The sequence below is a fragment of the Streptomyces sp. NBC_00354 genome, assembly GCF_036106915.1.
GTDB lineage: Bacteria > Actinomycetota > Actinomycetes > Streptomycetales > Streptomycetaceae > Streptomyces.
Genome location: NZ_CP107983.1, coordinates 5575951 through 5593826, shown reverse-complemented (window position 1 = coordinate 5593826; position 17876 = coordinate 5575951). Strand labels below are relative to the sequence as shown.

General features: G+C 70.5%; 16 protein-coding genes. 1 reads left to right on the top strand and 15 read right to left on the bottom strand.

Features of this window, described 5'->3' with window-relative positions:
* Positions 1-216: 216 nt before the first annotated feature.
* The 14 genes from OHT74_RS25585 to folC form a co-directional block, all read right to left on the bottom strand.
* A complete protein-coding gene (locus tag OHT74_RS25585) occupies positions 217-996 on the bottom strand; it encodes a TIGR03936 family radical SAM-associated protein (protein ID WP_266673049.1) in 780 nt (259 codons plus the stop codon).
* A gap of 127 nt (positions 997-1123) precedes the next feature.
* Positions 1124-2104 (bottom strand): hypothetical protein, encoded by a 981-nt coding sequence (locus OHT74_RS25580; RefSeq protein WP_328621510.1) that lies wholly within the window; start codon positions 2102-2104, stop codon positions 1124-1126.
* A 51-nt stretch (positions 2105-2155) separates the two neighbouring features.
* Positions 2156-2587 (bottom strand): PIN domain-containing protein, encoded by a 432-nt coding sequence (locus tag OHT74_RS25575; RefSeq protein WP_328621509.1) that lies wholly within the window; start codon positions 2585-2587, stop codon positions 2156-2158.
* Positions 2587-2805, bottom strand: a complete 219-nt coding sequence (locus tag OHT74_RS25570; protein WP_266667087.1) for a type II toxin-antitoxin system VapB family antitoxin — start codon at positions 2803-2805, stop codon at positions 2587-2589. The genes OHT74_RS25575 and OHT74_RS25570 overlap by 1 nt, the downstream gene beginning before the upstream one ends.
* A gap of 164 nt (positions 2806-2969) precedes the next feature.
* A complete protein-coding gene (locus OHT74_RS25565; protein ID WP_328621508.1) occupies positions 2970-4895 on the bottom strand; it encodes a TIGR03960 family B12-binding radical SAM protein in 1926 nt (641 codons plus the stop codon).
* A gap of 80 nt (positions 4896-4975) precedes the next feature.
* Positions 4976-6499 (bottom strand): CYTH and CHAD domain-containing protein, encoded by a 1524-nt coding sequence (locus tag OHT74_RS25560; protein ID WP_328621507.1) that lies wholly within the window; start codon positions 6497-6499, stop codon positions 4976-4978.
* Between the two features lie 83 nt (positions 6500-6582).
* On the bottom strand, positions 6583-7782 hold the full coding sequence (gene rodA, locus OHT74_RS25555) for a rod shape-determining protein RodA (protein WP_266667081.1): 1200 nt from the start codon (positions 7780-7782) through the stop codon (positions 6583-6585).
* A gap of 15 nt (positions 7783-7797) precedes the next feature.
* Entirely contained in the window at positions 7798-9978 is a 2181-nt protein-coding gene (gene mrdA / locus OHT74_RS25550; RefSeq protein ID WP_328621506.1) for a penicillin-binding protein 2, read from the bottom strand.
* Between the two features lie 13 nt (positions 9979-9991).
* Positions 9992-10696, bottom strand: coding sequence for a rod shape-determining protein MreD (gene mreD / locus OHT74_RS25545; RefSeq protein ID WP_266667077.1), 705 nt, complete (start codon positions 10694-10696; stop codon positions 9992-9994).
* A 12-nt stretch (positions 10697-10708) separates the two neighbouring features.
* A complete protein-coding gene (mreC, locus tag OHT74_RS25540) occupies positions 10709-11659 on the bottom strand; it encodes a rod shape-determining protein MreC (RefSeq protein WP_266667075.1) in 951 nt (316 codons plus the stop codon).
* 127 nt (positions 11660-11786) lie between these two features.
* Complete coding sequence (locus OHT74_RS25535) at positions 11787-12806, bottom strand: rod shape-determining protein (protein ID WP_008738981.1); 1020 nt, start codon at positions 12804-12806, stop codon at positions 11787-11789.
* Positions 12807-13099: 293 nt separating this feature from the next.
* On the bottom strand, positions 13100-13513 hold the full coding sequence (gene ndk / locus OHT74_RS25530) for a nucleoside-diphosphate kinase (RefSeq protein WP_266667073.1): 414 nt from the start codon (positions 13511-13513) through the stop codon (positions 13100-13102).
* Positions 13514-13588: 75 nt separating this feature from the next.
* The gene (locus OHT74_RS25525; RefSeq protein WP_328621505.1) at positions 13589-13933 is read right to left on the bottom strand and encodes a DUF4233 domain-containing protein; all 345 of its coding nucleotides are present in this window, start codon (positions 13931-13933) and stop codon (positions 13589-13591) included.
* Positions 13934-13936: 3 nt separating this feature from the next.
* Positions 13937-15466: a bifunctional tetrahydrofolate synthase/dihydrofolate synthase gene (folC, locus tag OHT74_RS25520; protein ID WP_328621504.1), complete on the bottom strand. Its 1530-nt coding sequence runs from the start codon at positions 15464-15466 to the stop codon at positions 13937-13939.
* 117 nt (positions 15467-15583) lie between these two features.
* On the opposite strand from folC, the gene OHT74_RS25515 reads away from it, so the two are divergent.
* Positions 15584-16633 carry a rod shape-determining protein gene (locus OHT74_RS25515; protein ID WP_328621503.1) on the top strand — a complete coding sequence of 350 codons (1050 nt, stop codon included), beginning with the start codon at positions 15584-15586 and terminating at the stop codon, positions 16631-16633.
* A 6-nt stretch (positions 16634-16639) separates the two neighbouring features.
* Here OHT74_RS25515 and OHT74_RS25510 read toward each other — a convergent pair whose 3' ends face one another.
* The gene (locus OHT74_RS25510) at positions 16640-17788 is read right to left on the bottom strand and encodes a sensor histidine kinase (protein ID WP_328621502.1); all 1149 of its coding nucleotides are present in this window, start codon (positions 17786-17788) and stop codon (positions 16640-16642) included.
* Positions 17789-17876: the final 88 nt, after the last annotated feature.

Below are 17876 nucleotides of genomic sequence, written 5' to 3'. Positions count from 1 at the left end.
ACGCTCCCGGGCGCCGCGGCTGACTTCCGGTCCGGCACGGCCCCGCGCGATCAGCGCGGAACCGGCCTCCGGGGCGCGTTCGCCACACGGGAGCTGTAGTCCATGGCCGCCGGTTCCGTACGTCTTGTCCGTACGGCCTGGCGGAAGTCTTCAGGTGAGTGCGCGGCCCGACCCAGGTGGCTCCCGAGTGCCAGGGCTGCGCGACGACGACGATCCCTACGCGGCGGGACCTTCCGGCGCCTTCGCGTCGGCGGCTACGGCGGCCGTGGGTGGGGCGGCCGTGACAGCCTCGCGGTCGGGCGCGAGCGGGTCGGTCACCGTGCCGGACTCCTCGTCGAAGAGCCCCTGCGCCAGCCTGGTCACCGCTGCGGGGACCGGCGGCGCCAGGTCGGCCACAGCTCGGAGACCGGACAGGACGTCGTCGGGTCGCACGGCAGGTGTCAGATGCCGAACAACCAGCCGCAGTATCGCACAGGCATTGTCCAGCGGCCTATCAGCCGGGGTAGGAACCGCCTCGAGGCTCACTACGGCGCCCCGGGTGTCGAAGCTGCGCATGCCGTTCTTGGTGCGGCGCTGCACCTCGACCGCCTCGGCGGCCAGGAAGGCCTCGACCGCGCGCTCGGCGTCGGCGACCTCCACGCCGTCCAGCCGCAGCTCCCACACGGAGGCCGTCAGCCGGTCGGCGAGCCCGGAGGTACGGGCCTCGACGGCCTCGATGATGTCGAGCCCGACCGGCATCGATTCGTCGAGCAGCTCGCGGAGCTTCTCGGGGTCGCGGGGCTCGGCGAGGGCGATCTCGAGGTACTCGGCCTCGCTGCCGGTGCCGGTCGGCGCGGCGTTCGCGTACGAGACGCGGGGGTGCGGGGTGAAACCGGCCGAGTACGCCATGGGCACCTCGGAGCGGCGCAGGGCCCGCTCGAACGCGCGCTGGAAGTCTCGGTGGCTGGTGAACCGGAGGCGGCCGCGCTTGGTGTAGCGCAGTCGGATGCGCTGCACCACCGGTGCGGGGGGTGGGCCTTCGGGCTGTCGCTTGCCCAGTGGTTCTTCTCCTTGTGCGGGGCTCCGCGGCTCGCGCGTCGCCCTGAGGTCTGGTGAGCCTGCCGGCCACACCGTGCCCTCCGGCTCACCCCTGCTTCTGTTCGTGCAGGGAGATCTCGGGGGCGGGCGCGTTTTTGCCTGCGGCTTTCGTACTACCCAGACTACGCGCCCGTGACCTCGCCGGTTCCCGGCCGGGGCCCCCGAACAGCACCCTTCGCACATCGGCCCGGACCTCGCGGACGGTGGCGCGGACGGTGCGCCACACCTCCCGTACGACATGTCCGACCGGCGTCAGCACGTGCCGGTACACCTGCGACACGGGCCAGCCTACGAGCACCCACCCGACCAGCCGGACTCCCCGCCACACGGCCCGCACGATCCGCCCGGCGACGTGCCAGGCCCAGACGAGCACCTGCCACAGGGGCACGAGTACGTACCGGTACACCCCGACCCCCACGGGCCGCAGCAGATACCGGTAGACCACGGACCCGATCGCGGCCAGTCCATGCCCGACCGGGGTGAGCACGTACCGGTAGAACGCCCCGGCCACCCACAGCAGCCCCCGCCCGACGGGCGCGAGCACGTACCGCCACAGCCCCACCCAGGGCCAGACGAACAGGGTCATGCAGAGCGCCCACACGAGCCACATCACACCCTTGGCCAGCGGAGCGAGCAGATACCGCATCCCGCCACGCCCGGCCCAGGCCAGCGCCTCACCGAGCGGGCGCAGGAGGTACGCGTACAGAGCCCGCCCGACGGGAGCGACGAGATGCGCGTACACGGGCTGGAGCAGATACCGCCACAACCCGACCCAAGGCCAGACGAACACCAGCTTGAGCAGCACGGTCAGCACCCGGCCGATCCCGCGCAGCACCGGCTGGAGGACGTACACGGAGAAGGGCCCCAGCACATGGCGCGCAGCGGCCTGCCCGAACGCGACGAGCAGATCCCAAACCACCCGTACGGGCAGTACGACGATCAGCGCCACGATCTTGACGGGTATCCGGACGACCCCCACGAGGCAGCCCTCGCCACTCCCCCCGTCCTGCGGCTTCTCAAGTTCCATACCCGTAAGGACACCCAGAACCCCCCGACCGTTGCGGCAGAAGCCCTCCGGTCAGTCGACCGACCCGGGCTCGGCCAGCCACCGGGTGCGGAGGTCGATGTGCTTGGCGAGAGTCTCGAAATCCCGGTCGTAGTGGAGCACCGTCAGGCGGTGCCTCGCCGCAGTGACCGCGACCACGAGGTCGACCACTCCCGCGGAGCGCACGCAGCCGGCCTCGGCCAGGGCCTGCTGCGCGGCCCCGACGCGGACCCACACGTCGTCCGGGATCCCCTGCCACACGTAGAGGTCCGCGAACGCCTGCCGCATCGCTACGTATTGGGCGGCCGACCGGGCGGAGTACAGTGCCTCGGCCTGCGTCGCCGCGCACATGCCGATGCGTCCGGCGGCGAGCGTCGGCCGCCAGGTGGAGAACGGCCCCGGGAGCGTGATGCGGTGGGCGGCGGAAGTGTCGATGAGGAACGCGCCCTCGGTCAGCTCCCCCATCAGCCCCGCACCTCTTCCTTGAAGCCGGGTTCCCGCCCCTTGTCGAAGGCGCCGTCCTCATCGAGCGCAATGAGTGCTTCGAGTGCACGCTCGCGGCGCAGCCGTGCTCCTATTTCTTCGAGCGCGGCGTTGACCGTGTCCTTCTTGGTCGTGGTGCCGAGGACCTCGGCGGCCAACGCGAGCGCTTCCTCGTTGATGTCGATCACGGTCTTGGCCATACCGGCCACCTCCTGGCAGCTGGGGCGGAGTATTGCTCCACGCTCACGCTAAGGATATCCACGCGATGCCACCGCAGAAACCTTCAACCGGCACTCGAATGAATATGCCCCCCACCGTTCCCGGTGAGGGGCATGTTCGAGGCGCGCGCGGCGTCAGCCGGGGGTCACTTCACGACCGACAGCGGGAGCAGCTTCTGACCCGTCGGCCCGATCTGGATGTTCGTCCCGAGCTCCGGGCACACGCCGCAGTCGAAGCACGGGGTCCAGCGGCAGTCCTCGACCTCTGTTTCGTCGAGGGCGTCCTGCCAGTCCTCCCAGAGCCAGTCCTTGTCGAGACCGGAGTCCAGGTGGTCCCAGGGCAGGACCTCCTCGTACGTACGCTCACGCGTTGTGTACCAGGCCACGTCCACGCCGTACGCCGGCAGCGCCTTCTCCGCGGCCTCCATCCAGCGGTCGTACGAGAAGTGCTCGCGCCAGCCGTCGAAGCGGCCGCCCGACTCGTACACGGCGCGGATCACGTCGCCGATGCGGCGGTCGCCGCGCGAGAGGAGGCCCTCGACGATGCCCGGCTTGCCGTCGTGGTAGCGGAAGCCGATGGAGCGGCCGTACTTCTTGTCGCCGCGGAGCTTGTCGCGGAGCTTGCCCAGGCGGGCGTCCGTCTCCTCGGCCGACAGCTGCGGCGCCCACTGGAACGGGGTGTGCGGCTTCGGCACGAACCCGCCGATGGACACCGTGCAGCGGATGTCGTTCTGTCCGGAGACCTCGCGGCCCTTGGCGATGACGTTGACCGCCATGTCGCCGATCTGGAGGACGTCCTCGTCGGTCTCGGTCGGCAGGCCGACCATGAAGTACAGCTTCACCTGGCGCCAGCCGTTGCCGTACGCGGTGGCCACCGTCCGGATCAGGTCCTCTTCCGAGACCATCTTGTTGATGACCTTGCGCATGCGCTCGGAGCCGCCCTCGGGGGCGAAGGTCAGACCGGAGCGCCGCCCGTTGCGGGTCAGCTCGTTCGCCAGGTCCACGTTGAACGCGTCCACGCGGGTCGACGGCAGGGACAGGCCCACCTTGTCGTCCGTGTAGCGGTCCGCGAGGCCCTTGGCGATGTCCGCGATCTCGGTGTGGTCCGCCGAGGAGAGCGACAGGAGGCCGACCTCTTCGAAGCCGGTCGCCTTCAGACCCTTCTCGACCATCTCGCCGATGCCGGTGATGCTTCGCTCCCGCACGGGGCGCGTGATCATGCCGGCCTGGCAGAAACGGCAGCCGCGGGTGCAGCCGCGGAAGATCTCGACGGACATCCGCTCGTGGACGGTCTCGGCGAGCGGGACCAGCGGCTGCTTGGGGTACGGCCACTCGTCGAGGTCCATGACCGTGTGCTTGGACACGCGGTACGGGACGCCCGACTTGTTCGGGGCGACGCGCGCGATGCGGCCGTCGGGCAGGTAGTCGACGTCGTAGAAGGCCGGCACGTAGACCTGGCCGGTCCTGGCCAGGCGGAAGAGGACTTCCTCGCGCCCGCCCGGACGGCCCTCGGCCTTCCACGTGCGGATGATCTCGGTCATGTCGAGAACGGCCTGCTCGCCGTCGCCGATGATCGCGCAGTCGATGAATTCCGCGATCGGCTCGGGGTTGAAGGCCGCGTGGCCGCCCGCGAGGACGATCGGGTGGTCGACCGTACGGTTCCTGGCCTCGAGCGGGATGCCCGCCAGGTCCAGGGCCGTGAGCATGTTCGTGTAGCCCAGCTCCGTGGAGAAGGACAGGCCGAACACGTCGAAGGCACCCACGGGGCGGTGGCTGTCCACGGTGAACTGCGGCACCTTGTGCTCGCGCATCAGCTCTTCGAGGTCGGGCCACACGCTGTACGTGCGCTCCGCCAGCACGCCCTCGCGCTCGTTCAGCACCTCGTACAGGATCATGACGCCCTGGTTGGGCAGCCCGACCTCGTACGCGTCCGGGTACATGAGCGCCCAGCGGACGTCACACGAATCCCACGGCTTGACGGTGGAGTTGAGCTCACCGCCGACGTACTGGATGGGCTTCTGCACATGCGGGAGCAGAGCTTCGAGCTGTGGGAAGACCGACTCGGACATCACGCGACTTTCGTGAAGCGGGCAGGGGGCGACTCTCAAGCGTAACCCGAGGCGCAGCCGCCGCCTGCCGCCAAGATCACCGCCTAGGTGGCGAGGTCCGCCCGGAGCGCGGGATCGGAGGCCTGCGCCCATACGTCCGGAAGTTCCCGTTCGCGCCGCTCGGCCAGGGCCTCCTCGCGGGCGTAGAGCACGCCCCAGGTGAAGGCGGACTCTCCCGCTCCGGCCGCTTGGACGCCGAGGCCGTGCAGGGCTTCGCGGGCGACGACGCTGTCCTGGTGGTCTCCGAGCAGGGTCTGGACCGACTTCATGGCCTTGGCCAGCTGTTTCGCCGGTTGACCGAGCGCGGGTGCGGCGGCCTCCGCCGCGTAGCGGGCGCGTTTGGCGGCCTTGCGTGCTTCGTGGAGGGCCAGGTCGCGCTCGTGGCCCGGTTCCAGGTCGAGGGCGTTCCCGACGCGGGTGGCGAGCCGCCCGTAGTCGCGCAGGGCGGCCTTGGGCAGGGCCCGGACGGCGGGCCTGGCCGCGCCGGGGAGCAGGGGCGGGTCGGCCAGCAGGGCGTCGAGGGCGTCGAGCAGGGCGGCGTACCGCTTGGCGTCGAGGGCGGCGAGGGCGCGGCGCCGGGTTCCCGAGCGGCGGGCGTTGTTCCAGACCCGCAGGCGCCCGCGGACGGGTCCGAGCATGAGGGTGCGGGGGAGCTCGGTGATGCGGGTCTGGATGCGCTCGGACAGGACTTCCTGGTCGCGGTCGAGGCCGAGCTCGGCGGCCAGCCAGCGCAGCTCTTCGCCGAGGGGGTCGGTGGCGGTGCGGTCGAGGACCTTGCGGTGGGTCTTGAAGGCGCTGCGCATGCGGCGGCAGGCGACCCGCATCTGGTGGACGGAGTCGGGCAGGTTGCGGCGGACGGCGGGGTCCTGGGCGACGAGGGCGTCGCGCTGTTCGCGCAGGTACGCGAGGACGTGCGCGCCCGCGGTGTCCTCGGCGGGGGCGGGTCCGGGCCGGGGAGGCGGTGCGGTGCCGGTCTCGGTGAGGGCGCGGGCGAGTTTGGAGGGGGCGTCGGAGACGTGGAGTCCGGCTTTGTGGAACTTCTTCTCGACGGCGTCGAGGAGGGCGGGGTCGACGCCGTCGGCGAGTTCGACCTCGACCTCGGTCCAGGCTGCGGCGGCCTCGTCGCGCTCTGCGCGGACGTCGTCGGTGGACAGTTCGGCGAGGAGGGCGCCGTCGGCGTCGAGGAGGTGGGTGACGCGACGGGAGGAGAGCAGCCGGACCTGGGGTTCCAGGGGGGTGTCGCGGACGCGGGAGCGGACGAGGGAGGCGAGGGAGCGGGGGACGGTGTCGCTGAGGGGGGCGGCGATCTCGTCGCGGACGCCCGGGGAGACGGGCAGTTTGAGGTGCCAGCCGGCGTCGGCGCCGCCGGTGCGGCGTCTGAGGGTGAGGCCGTCGGCGGCGAGCCGCTGGTCGGGGGTGTCGTAGTAGACGGCGTCGAGGTCGACGGTGCCCCGGTCGGCGACGGCCGCGATCGCGGCCGTGCCGGTCAGGTCCGGGACTCCGCGACGCGCGGCCTTGCTCGTCGTGAACTCGAATTTGCGCTCGATCTCGCGTTTCGTGTCCGCCATGGATCGAACTTAGTCCTGAACGGATCACGACGGCAGGGTGAACGGCGAATCGGTTGCGGAATGCGGCCGAAGACCGGCCCCCGCTAGGCCGACATCGGCCGTTGCACCCTGATCGACTGCAGCAGTCCGACCGCCACCCACACCGCGAACATGGACGAGCCTCCGTAGGAGACGAACGGCAGCGGGAGCCCCGCCACCGGCATGATCCCGAGGGTCATCCCGATGTTCTCGAACGCCTGGAACGCGAACCAGGCGATGATCCCGGCGCACACGATCGTCCCGTACAGCTCGGTGGTCTCGCGGGCGATCATGCAGGCCCGCCACAGGATGATGCCGAGGAGGACCAGGATCAGCCCGGCGCCGAGGAAGCCCAGCTCCTCCCCCGCCACCGTGAAGACGAAGTCGGTCTGCTGCTCGGGCACGAACTGGCCGGTGGTCTGCGAGCCCTTGAAGAGCCCGGAGCCGGTCAGTCCGCCGGAGCCGATCGCGATGCGCGCCTGGTTGGTGTTGTAGCCGACGCCGGCGGGGTCGAGTTCGGGGTTGGCGAAGGCCGCGAAGCGGTTGATCTGGTACTCGTCGAGCACGCCGAGCTGCCAGATCAGGATGGCCCCGGCCGCGCCGGAGCCCATCAGCCCCAGCACCCAGCGGTTGGAGGCGCCGGAGGCGAGCAGGACGCCGAGCACGATGATGACCATGACCATGACGGAGCCGAGGTCGGGCATCAGCATGACGATGCCCATCGGGGCGGCGGCCAGGCACAGCGCCTTGACCACGGTGCGGTGGTCGGGGTGGGCGAGGTCGCCCGCGTCCACCCGGGTGGCCAGCAGCATGGCCATGACCAGGATGATCGTGATCTTCACGAACTCGGAGGGCTGGAGCGAGAAGCCGCCGCCGATCACGATCCACGCGTGGGCGCCGTTGATGGTGGCGCCGAGCGGGGTGAGCACGGCGAGGATGAGCACCAGGGAGAGCCCGTACAGGATCGGCACGGCGCCGCGCAGGGTGCGGTGGCCGAGCCAGACGGTGCCGATCATCAGGACGAGCCCGATGCCGGTGTTCAGGGCGTGCCGGACCAGGAAGTAGTACGGGTCGCCCTGGTTGAGCTGGGTGCGGTTGCGGGTCGCCGACCACACCAGCAGGGCGCCGATGAAGGACAGGGCGAGCGCCGAGAGGAGTATCGGCCAGTCGAGCCGGCGCAGCACCGAGTCGCGCGAGGTCAGCTTGGCCATCGCGCCGCGCTCGGGCGCGTACCGGGATACGGAGAACTTGTTGGCGGTCTGCATGTCGGTTTTCGGTCCTCAGTCGGGCCGTGCGGGGGACGCGGCGGGCGGCCCGGCGAGCGCGGGCGGGTCCGGCTCTTCCGGCGACGGCGGCACGTACGGCCGGATCTCGGGGGATTCGATGGAGCCGTCGGGGTCGATCTTGGGCAGTTTGGTCTCCGGTCCCAGCAGCAGGGCCTTCTTCAGGTCCTGCTTGCCCTCCATGCTGAGACCGTAGATGGCGTTGTAGAGGTTGCGGACGGCGGGGCCGGAGGCTCCGGAGCCGGTGCCGCCCTGGGAGATCGTCATGACGATCGTGAAGTCCTTGGTGTAGGTCGCCAGCCAGGACGTGGTCTGCTTGCCGTAGACCTGGGCGGTGCCGGTCTTGGCGTGCATCGGGATCTTGTCCATCGGCCAGCCCATGAACCGCCAGGCGGCGGTGCCGCCGGGCTCGACGACCATGCGCAGGCCCTTGTCCAGGTTGGCGATGGTCTGGGCGTCGATCGGCAGCCTGCCGTGCGCCCGCGGCTTGATCATCTCGACGCGCTTGCCGTCGGGACTGATCACGGCCTTGCCGACCATGGGGTCGTAAAGGGTGCCCCCGTTGCTGATCGCGGAGTAGGCGGTGGCCATCTGGATGGGGGTGACGAGTACGTCGCCCTGGCCGATGGCGAAGTTGATGCTGTCGTAGGCCTTCAGCTGATTGCCTTCGAGGCAGCTCTCGTAGGCAATCTGCTCGACGTAGGTGCCGCCCTTCTTGCCCTGCTTGCACCAGGAGTCCTTGTTGGCCTTCCAGAAGCTCTGCTTCCACCTGCGGTCGGGGATGCGGCCGGTGACCTCGTTCGGCAGGTCGACGCCGGTCTCGGCGCCGAGTCCGAACTCCCGGGCGGTCCGGTAGAACCAGTCGTGGGCGTCCTTCTTGGGCGTGAGGCCGCCGTCGCGCTGCCACTCCTTGTGCCCGAGGGCGTAGAAGACGGTGTTGCACGAGAACTTGAGGGCTTCGCCCAGGGTGATGGGGCCGTGCCCCTTGGACTCGAAGTTCGCGAAGCTCCGGCCGCCCATGTTGTAGGAGGCGCTGCAGTTGTACTTGCCGTCGAAGTCGTAGCCGGCCCGCACGGCCGCGCTCGCCGACACCACCTTGAAGATGGAGCCGGCGGGGGCCTGGCCCTGGATTGCCCGGTTCAGCAGCGGGTAGTTGGAGTTCTTGCTGGTGAGCCTGGCGTAGTCCTTGCCGGAAATGCCGCCGACCCAGGCGTTGGGGTCGTAGTCGGGCTGGGAGGCCATCGCGACGACCCGGCCGGTCTTGGCCTCCATGACGACGACGGCGCCCGAGTCTGCCTCGTACTTGCGGCCGGTGATGTTGTCGGTCTCGTTGCGGACGGTCTTCATCGCCTGCTGGAGCTCGTACTCGGCGACGGCCTGGACCCGGGTGTCGATGCTGGTGATGAGGGTGGCCCCGGCCACGCCCGGGTCGGACTTGGTCTGGCCCATGACCCGGCCGAGGTTGTCGACTTCGTACGAGGTGACTTCCGCCTTGCCGCGCAACTGCTTGTCATATGTGCGTTCGATCCCGGAGCGGCCGACCTGATCGGAGCGCAGATGCGGCGAGTCGGTGTCCTTGGCCTTCTGGATCTCGTCGTCGGTGACCGGCGAGAGGTAGCCGAGCACCTGCGCGGTGCGGGCCCCGCCGGGAGCCGGGTAGCGGCGGACGGCGGTGGGCTCCGCGGTGATGCCGGGGAACTCCTCGGGGCGTTCGCGCAGCTGCAGCGCCTGCTGCGTGGTGGCTTCGAGGGTGACCGGAATCGGCTGGTACGGGGAGCCGTTCCAGCAGGGCGCGGGGGTCTGCGAGTCGCAGAGCCGGACCTTTTCCATGACCTCCTTGGGGCTCATGTCCAAGACGTCGGCGAGGCGGGTCATGACGTCCTTGCCCCTGTCCTTCATCTTCATGAGCTTGGTGCGGCTGGCGGAGACGACCAGGCGGGTCTCGTTGTCGGCGAGCGGGACCCCGCGGGCGTCGAGGATCGAGCCGCGCACGGCCGGCTGGACGACCCGCTGGACGTGGTTGCTCTTCGCCTCGTGGTAGTACTCCGCGCCGTCGCGGATCTGGAGGAACCAGAGCCGGCCGCCGAGGGTGAACAGCGTTGAGAAGACGAGGACCTGGATCATGATCAGCCGGATCTGCACCCGCGGGGTGCGGCCGGTCTCCGGAACATTGGTCACGTCTGCTCCTCCCTCACAGCTTCTTGACGCTCTTCACACCCTTGATTCCCTTGACGCCCTTTATCCGGCCGGCCTTGTTGGCGCGGCTGCGGGCCGTCTTGAGCCGCAGGCCGCCGCGCTGGCTGCCGATGCGCAGGCCGGTGCCGCCGGAGAGCCAGCCGGAGGACACGTCGGCGGCCTTGGCCTGTCCGCCGTTCGCCTCGACGGCCATCGGGTCGTTCTCGGCGCGCCGGGCCAGCGCCATGATGAACGGCACGGTGAACGGGGCGAGCAGCAGGTCGTAGAGGGTCGCGGTGAACAGCAGCCCGGTGAGCCCGACGTGGCGGGCGGCGGTGTCGCCGACGAGGGCGCCCACCCCGGCGTAGAGCAGGGTGGAGCCGATCGCGGCGGCGACGACGGTCAGCATCGGGCCCCAGGCGGAGCGGAACCGCCCGGAGTCGGGGCGGACCAGGCCGGCGGCGTACCCGATGACGCAGAGTACGAGCGCGTACCGCCCGGCGGCGTGGTCGGCGGGCGGGGCCAGGTCGGCCAGGAGTCCGGCGGCGAAGCCGATGAGCGCGCCGCTGAGGTGCCCGTACACGAGGGCGAGGGCGACGACGGTGAGCAGAACCAGGTCGGGCACGGCGCCGGGCAGTTGCAGCCGGCCCAGGACGGAGACCTGGACGACGAGGGCGACCACGATGAGCGTGGCCGAGAGCAGGATCCGGTTGAAGCGCATGAGGGTCAGCTCCTACTCGTCGGCCGGCTTGCCGGGCACGCTGGCGGACGGGGACGGTGACGGGGTGACCGTGACGGTGACCGTCGGGGTGGGCTTCGCCTCGGGCTTGGGGGGCAGGACGGCGTCGCGCGGGTCCTCGCGCGGCGGCATGACGACGACGCCGACGATGTCCAGGCGCGAGAAGCCGACGAACGGACGCACCCAGATGGTGCGGGTCAGGTCGCCGCGCGAGGGGTCGACCTTGACCACCTCGCCGATCGGGACGCCGGGCACGAACGGCTTGTTGCCGCGGGAGCCGAACGTGACGAGCCGGTCGCCGGGGCTGACCTTGGCCTTGCCGTTGAGCATCTGCACGGACAGGGAGCGGTCGCCCTGGCCGGTGGCGAAGCCGAGCTCGCCGGTCTTCTCCAGGCGGGTGCCCACGGTGAAGTCGGGGTCGTTGGCGAGGACGACGGTGGCGGTGTCGGGGCCGACGGTGGCGACCCGGCCGACGAGCCCGTCCCCGTTGAGGACGGTCATGTCGCGTTCGATGCCGTCCTTGCTGCCGGCGTCGATGGTGACGGTCCAGGAGAAGCCCTGGGCCGCTCCTATGGCGATGACCTCGGCGCCCTTGATGCCGTACTGTCCGGCGCCGGCCCGCTTGAGCATCTCGTCGAGCTCGCGGATGCGGCTGCGGGTCTGGTCGTCGCTGCCCAGCTTGGCCTTCAGTGCTGCGTTCTCGCGCTCCAGCGTGGCGATGCGGTTGTGGCGCTCGCCGGAGTCCCGTACCGCCCCTATGGCGTTGGCGACCGGATCGACCGCGGTCGCCACGCCTTCCTCGACCGGGCCGAAGACCGCTGCGGCGGCCTGCCGGGCGCCGTCGACCGGTGACTCCTCGCCTGCCCTGATGTCCACCGTGATCAATGCGAACGCGATGGCGATCAGGAGCACCAGGAGCAGCCGGCTTTCTCGTGTGTCCCTCACGTGCGGCGGCCGTGCCTTCCTCGTCGGATTCTTCTTCGTCTGTATATCAACGATCCGCCGCACGGGCGCGGCAGCACCCGTACGGCGGATCCTTGTGTTCCGCATGGCCCCCGGACGGGGGTCTGTATCAGCGCCGGGGCTGGGCGTCCAGGACCTGCTGGAGCGCCTCGAACTCCTCCACGCACTTGCCGGAGCCGAGCGCCACGGAGTCGAGCGGGTCCTCCGCGATGTGGATCGGCATGCCCGTCTCGCGGCGCAGCCGCTCGTCGAGCCCGCGCAGCAGGGCGCCGCCGCCGGTCAGGACGATGCCGCGGTCCATGATGTCGCCGGAGAGCTCCGGCGGGCACTTGTCGAGGGTCGTCTTGACCGCGTCGACAATGGCGTTGACCGGCTCCTCGATGGCCTTGCGGACCTCGGCTGCAGAGATCACGACCGTCTTGGGGAGGCCGGAGACCAGGTCGCGGCCGCGGATCTCGGTGTGCTCGTCCTTGTCGAGGTCGTAGGCGGACCCGATGGTGATCTTGATCTGCTCGGCGGTCCGCTCACCGAGGAGGAGCGAGTACTCCTTCTTGATGTGCTGGATGATCGCGTTGTCGAGCTCGTCGCCGGCCACCCGGATGGACTGCGCCGTGACGATTCCGCCGAGGGAGATGACGGCGACCTCGGTGGTGCCGCCGCCGATGTCCACGACCATGTTGCCGGTGGCCTCGTGGACGGGCAGGCCCGAGCCGATGGCGGCGGCCATGGGCTCCTCGATGATGTGCACCTGGCGGGCGCCGGCCTGCGTGGACGCCTCGATGACGGCGCGCCGCTCCACTCCCGTGATGCCGGAGGGTACGCAGACCACGACGCGCGGACGGGCCAGGTAGCGGCGCTTGTGGATCTTGAGGATGAAGTACCGGAGCATACGCTCGGTGATCTCGAAGTCGGCGATGACGCCGTCCTTGAGGGGCCTTACGGCGACGATGTTGCCGGGCGTCCGGCCGATCATCTTCTTCGCCTCGGAGCCGACCGCCAGGATGCCGCCGGTGTTCGTGTTGATGGCGACCACGGACGGCTCGTTCAGGACGATCCCCCGGCCCCTCACGTACACCAGCGTGTTGGCGGTCCCGAGGTCGATCGCCATGTCACGGCCGATGAACGACATGTTGTTCCCCTTGTTCCCCATGAGGAGCGTCTGGCCTTCCAGTTGATAGCGGCTGCTGTCAGGTCGGCGAGGTGGGTGTGTGGGTGGAGGCCCCATCGTAGTGCCGCAAGTGTGAACACCGCGCGACGGGACTCCGGCAATCCCGCCGGAACGGAAACCCGCCCCCTTAGTGGTGACGACGTGTCCTGCCCATGCGTTCCCGCAAGTGCCCGGCAATACCGAAGGGCGACCGAAATTACTTCGGTCGCCCCAGGTCATGAGCGCTATTCGGCTGATGTTACGTCAGGAAGGACTCATCCCAGGGTGGGGAAGAACAGCTTCAGCTCGCGCTCGGCGGACTCCTCGGAGTCCGAGGCGTGGATGAGGTTCTCCCGGGTGATCGTGCCGAAGTCCCCCCGGATGGAGCCGGGCGCCGCGCCGATCGGGTCGGTCGGTCCGGCCAACTGGCGGACACCCTCGATCACGCGTTCCCCTTCCACCACGAGGGCCACGATCGGGCCGCTCGCCATGAAGCCCATGAGGGGCTCGTAGAACGGGCGACCCACGTGCTCGGCGTAGTGCTGCTCCAGGATGCTCCGGTCGAGCGTACGCAGCTCCAGCGCCGGGATGCTCCAGCCGGCCTTGCGCTCGATACGGCCGATGATCTCGCCCACCAGGCCACGCCTGACCGCGTCCGGCTTGAGCAGGACGAGCGTGCGCTGGGTCATGTTGTAACTCCTTGCGGCAAACGGGTGCGGTTACCCGAGGCTACAGGGGCTGGACACGGCAGGCGCACGGGCCCGTCAGGCCTGCGCCTCGCTCTGCGCGGCCCAGCGGGCCTTGATCGCGTCGATCTTGCCGCCGTAGTGCACCGAGCACCACCACAGCCCCGCGAACACCGCACCGAGGAAGAACATCATCGGCACGAAGAACCCGCTCAGGATCAGGCCGATCTGCAGGGCCCAGCCGATCTGCACCGCGCCGGGACGCGACAGCATCCCGCACAGCACCACCGACAGCAGCATGGCGACCCCGCAGACCGTCCAGACCGTGGCCTGGGTCAGTTCCGGGTTCTTCATCGCGACCAGCCCCGCGAAACCGATCACGAAGAACTCGCCGATCAGCGTCGAAGCACACAGCGTGCGCATCTCTCAGCCCCTCTTCATCAGCAGGCGGGCCTCGCCCACCGTGATCACGGACCCGGTCACCAGGACCCCGGCCCCTCCGTACTCGGCCTCTTCCTCCGCGAGGGTGATCGCCGCCTCCAGGGCGTCGTCCAGCCGCGGCTCCACCTGCACCCGGTCCGGCCCGAAGACCTCGACCGCGACCGCCGCCAGCTCGTCCGCGGACATCGCCCGGTGGCTGGAGTTCTCCGTGACGACGACCTCCGCGAAGATCGGCTCGAAGGCCTCCAGGACCCCCTTGACGTCCTTGCCCTCGCTCGCGGCCATGACGCCGATCAGCCGGCTGAAGCCGAAGGCCTCGGTCACCGCCTCCGCCGTGACCTGCGCGCCCGCCGGGTTGTGCGCCGCATCCAGGACCACCGTCGGGCTGCGCCGCACGACCTCCATCCGGCCCGGCGAGGTCACCGAGGCGAAGGCCCTGCGTACGGTCTCCAGGTCCAGCTCCCGCGACTGCTGCGCGCCGACGCCGAAGAAGGCCTCGACCGCCGCCAGCGCCACCGCCGCGTTGTGCGCCATGTGGGCCCCGTACAGCGGCAGGAAGATGCCGTCGTACTCGCCGCCCACGCCGCGCAGCGTCAGCATCTGCCCGCCGACCGCCACCTCGCGCGCGACGACGCCGAACTCCATGCCCTCACGGGCCACCGTCGCGTCGACCTCGACGGCCTTCTTCAGCAGCACCTGCGCCGCGTCCACCGGCTGCTGCGCCAGGATCACGGTGGCGTCCTGCTTGATGATGCCGCCCTTCTCCCCGGCGATCTCGCCGGGCGTCGCGCCGAGGCGGTCGGTGTGGTCCAGGCTGATCGGGGTGATCACCGCGACCGAGCCGTCGATCACGTTGGTCGCGTCCCAGGTGCCGCCCATGCCGACCTCGACGACGGCCGCGTCGACCGGGGCGTCCGCGAAGGCCGCGTACGCCATGCCGGTGAGCACCTCGAAGAAGGACAGCCGGAACTCCTCGGCGGCGTCGACCATCTCCACGTACGGCTTGATGTCGTAGTACGTCTCGATGAAGCGCTCGGCGCTGATCGGCGCCCCGTCCAGACTGATCCGCTCGGTGACCGACTGCACGTGCGGGCTGGTGTAGCGGCCGGTGCGCAGCTCGAAGGCGTTCAGCAGGGCCTCGATCATGCGGGCGGTGCTGGTCTTGCCGTTGGTGCCGGTGACGTGGATGGACGGGTACGCGCGCTGCGGTTCGCCGAGGATGTCCATCAGTGCGGCGATCCGGGTGACGGACGGCTCCAGCTTGGTCTCGCCCCAGCGGGTGGCGAGCTCCTGCTCCACCTCCTGCAGCGCCGCCGTCACCTCCGGGTCGAGGGGGCGCGCGTGCACCGGGTCGCCCTGGGGCGGTCCGGCCTGGGCGCGCAGGGTACGGCTGCCAGCTTCGATCACCGCCAGGTCGGGGTCGCGGTCGGACTCTTCGGCCACGATCCGGTCGAAGACCTCGAGGGTCTCGTCGCGGTCGTCGGGTCCGTTGCTCTCGGGCTGCTGCTCACTCACGGGGCCAGTCTACGGACGGGGGGCCCGGGGACTTTCGACCCGGCCGTTTCAGGACGTTCGGCGCCCGTTGCGACCGGATCGTTATGCAAGCCTTGCGGGCAGGAGATAGGGGAACAAATGCCGCAGGCCAGCAGTAACACGCCCGCTTCCAGCCGCGACATAGCGATCGATCTGGGGACCGCGAACACCCTGGTCTACGCCCGGGGGCACGGAATCGTCCTCAATGAGCCGTCCGTGGTCGCCGTGAAGGCCGGCACCACCACCGTGCTGGCCGTCGGGACCGAGGCCAAGGAGACCATCGGCCGCACCCCCGGCTCCATCACCGCGATCCGCCCCCTGAAGGACGGGGTCATCTGCGACTACGAGGCCGCCGAGGAGATGATCCGGCACTTCGTCCGCAAGGCCGTGCCCGGGCGGCGGCCGCGCACCCGGATGGTCATCTGCGTGCCCTCCGGGGTCACCCCGGTCGAGCGGCGGGCCATCGTCCACGCCTCGACCCGGGCCGGGGCCAGGGCCGTCCACCTGATCGAGGAGCCGATGGCGGCGGCGATCGGCGCGGGCCTGCCGGTGGCCGAGCCGCGCGGCTCGATGGTGGTGGACATCGGCGGCGGCACCACCGAGGTCGCCGTCATCTCGCTCGGCGGGATCGTCACGTCCCGGTCGCTGCGGGTCGGCGGGGACCGGCTGGACGCCGCGATCACGGACTACGTACGCAAGGAGCACGGACTGCTCATCGGCGAGCGCAGCGCCGAGGACGTCAAGGTCGGCATCGGATCGGCCTGGCCGGTGCCGGACCGGCCGGAGCTGGAGACCCGGACGTTCACGGTGCGCGGCCGGGAACGGGTCGGCGGCATGCCGAAGACGCTCTCGCTGGGCGCCACGGACGTACGGGCCGCGCTCGACGAGCCGGTCGAGGCGATCATCGCCGCGGTGCGCACCACGCTGGAGGAGTGCCCGCCCGAGCTGTCCGGCGACGTGATGGAGCACGGCATCGTCCTGACCGGCGGCGGCGCACTGCTGCCCGGCCTGGACCTGCGGATGGCCTCCGCGACCGGGATCCCGGTGTTCGTCGCCGACGCCCCGCTGGACTGCGTGGCCCTGGGCTCCGGCAGGTGCGTGGAGGACCTGGACACCCTGAACAGCCTGCTGGTCCCGGCGAAGGCCTGACCGCGGCTACCCCCTGGGGAGGGTGGCCACCACCGTGTACGAGTCCTCCGTGCGCGTCGCCGTCAGGGTTCCGCCCAGGCTGCGCACGCGCTCGGACATGCTCGCCGTGCCCGAGCCGGCCGAGACGGGGGCGCGCGTGGGCGTACGGGCGGGCAGGCCGTTGCTGACCGCGATCCGCAGCTGCGGGCCGTCCGCCGCGATCGACACGTCGACGGTTTCCCCGCAGGCGTGCTTGGCCGCGTTGGTCAGGCATTCCTGCACCACCCGGTAGACCGCGGCCTGCCGCAGCGGCGACAGCCCGAGCACCTGCGGATCCAGGGCCAGCCGTACGGGCGAACCGGCCCGCCCGCTCTCCTCCGCGAGGGCCGGCAGACCGTCCACCCCCGGGGTCGCGGCCCGCTCCCCGCGCTGCACGATGATCTCGTTGAGCACCAGATGGGCCCGGCGCGCGGTGTCGGCCAGCTCCTCGAAGTCCTTGGCGTGCGCCGACGCTCGCGACCGCACCGACAGCACTTCGGAGCGCACCGTCAGCAGCGTCAGCTCCCGGCCGACGAAGTCGTGGACGTCGCGGGCGACCGAGGTGCGCTCCTGCTGGACCGCCTGCAGGACGGCCGATTCGGCCCGCCGGGCCGCCAGCTCGCGCACCAGGTCGTGCCGGTAGGCGGCGATGCCGACGGCCGAGGCGAGGACCCCGATGGGCACGACCAGACTCAGGAACGAGCTGAGGGTCTGGGCATGCGGTTCGGGCCAGCCCGGGACGCTGAAGACGATCAGCGCGAAGGCGATGTACCCGAGGGTGGCGAGGACCGCGGGCCGGCGCCCCCGGAAGCGGCCGACCGAGTAGAGCGCGAACTGGATCAGCGTCAGCTCGTGCAGCCAGCCGATGAAGAGCAGCGCGGTGAGGTACGAGATCCAGGGCGCCCGGCGGCGCACCACCAGGCTCGAGCACCCGGCGGCGAGCACGACGGCCGCCATCGGGCCACTGAGCGAGTTGTCCGCGGCGGCCAGGCCGGGCAGGTCCAGCGCCATCAGGGCGAGGCAGCTGACTGCGGTGAGCACGTCAAGCGCCCGGGGAGACCCGGTCCAGCTCTCGGCGAGCCGGCGGCCGGTGGCCGCGGCCCGGCGGAGCACCGGGGCGACGGGCGGGACGTGCATGCCCTCCATCATCCGTGCTCGCCGAGGGGGATCGGATCAGCCGACCGGGCCGAAAACGTGATATCCGACACTCCGGACAACTCGGGAC

Excerpts from the sequence above, each read along its gene's own strand:
- OHT74_RS25580 (WP_328621510.1), bottom strand. The coding sequence starts at position 2,104 with ATGGAACTTGAGAAGCCGCAGGACGGGGGGAGTGGCGAGGGCTGCCTC.
- OHT74_RS25575 (WP_328621509.1), bottom strand. The coding sequence starts at position 2,587 with ATGGGGGAGCTGACCGAGGGCGCGTTCCTCATCGACACTTCCGCCGCC.
- OHT74_RS25570 (WP_266667087.1), bottom strand. The coding sequence starts at position 2,805 with ATGGCCAAGACCGTGATCGACATCAACGAGGAAGCGCTCGCGTTGGCC.
- OHT74_RS25560 (WP_328621507.1), bottom strand. The coding sequence starts at position 6,499 with ATGGCGGACACGAAACGCGAGATCGAGCGCAAATTCGAGTTCACGACG.
- rodA (WP_266667081.1), bottom strand. The coding sequence starts at position 7,782 with ATGCAGACCGCCAACAAGTTCTCCGTATCCCGGTACGCGCCCGAGCGC.
- mreD (WP_266667077.1), bottom strand. The coding sequence starts at position 10,696 with ATGCGCTTCAACCGGATCCTGCTCTCGGCCACGCTCATCGTGGTCGCC.
- OHT74_RS25535 (WP_008738981.1), bottom strand. The coding sequence starts at position 12,806 with ATGTCGTTCATCGGCCGTGACATGGCGATCGACCTCGGGACCGCCAAC.
- ndk (WP_266667073.1), bottom strand. The coding sequence starts at position 13,513 with ATGACCCAGCGCACGCTCGTCCTGCTCAAGCCGGACGCGGTCAGGCGT.
- OHT74_RS25525 (WP_328621505.1), bottom strand. The coding sequence starts at position 13,933 with ATGCGCACGCTGTGTGCTTCGACGCTGATCGGCGAGTTCTTCGTGATC.
- OHT74_RS25515 (WP_328621503.1), top strand. The coding sequence starts at position 15,584 with ATGCCGCAGGCCAGCAGTAACACGCCCGCTTCCAGCCGCGACATAGCG.
- OHT74_RS25510 (WP_328621502.1), bottom strand. The coding sequence starts at position 17,788 with ATGCACGTCCCGCCCGTCGCCCCGGTGCTCCGCCGGGCCGCGGCCACC.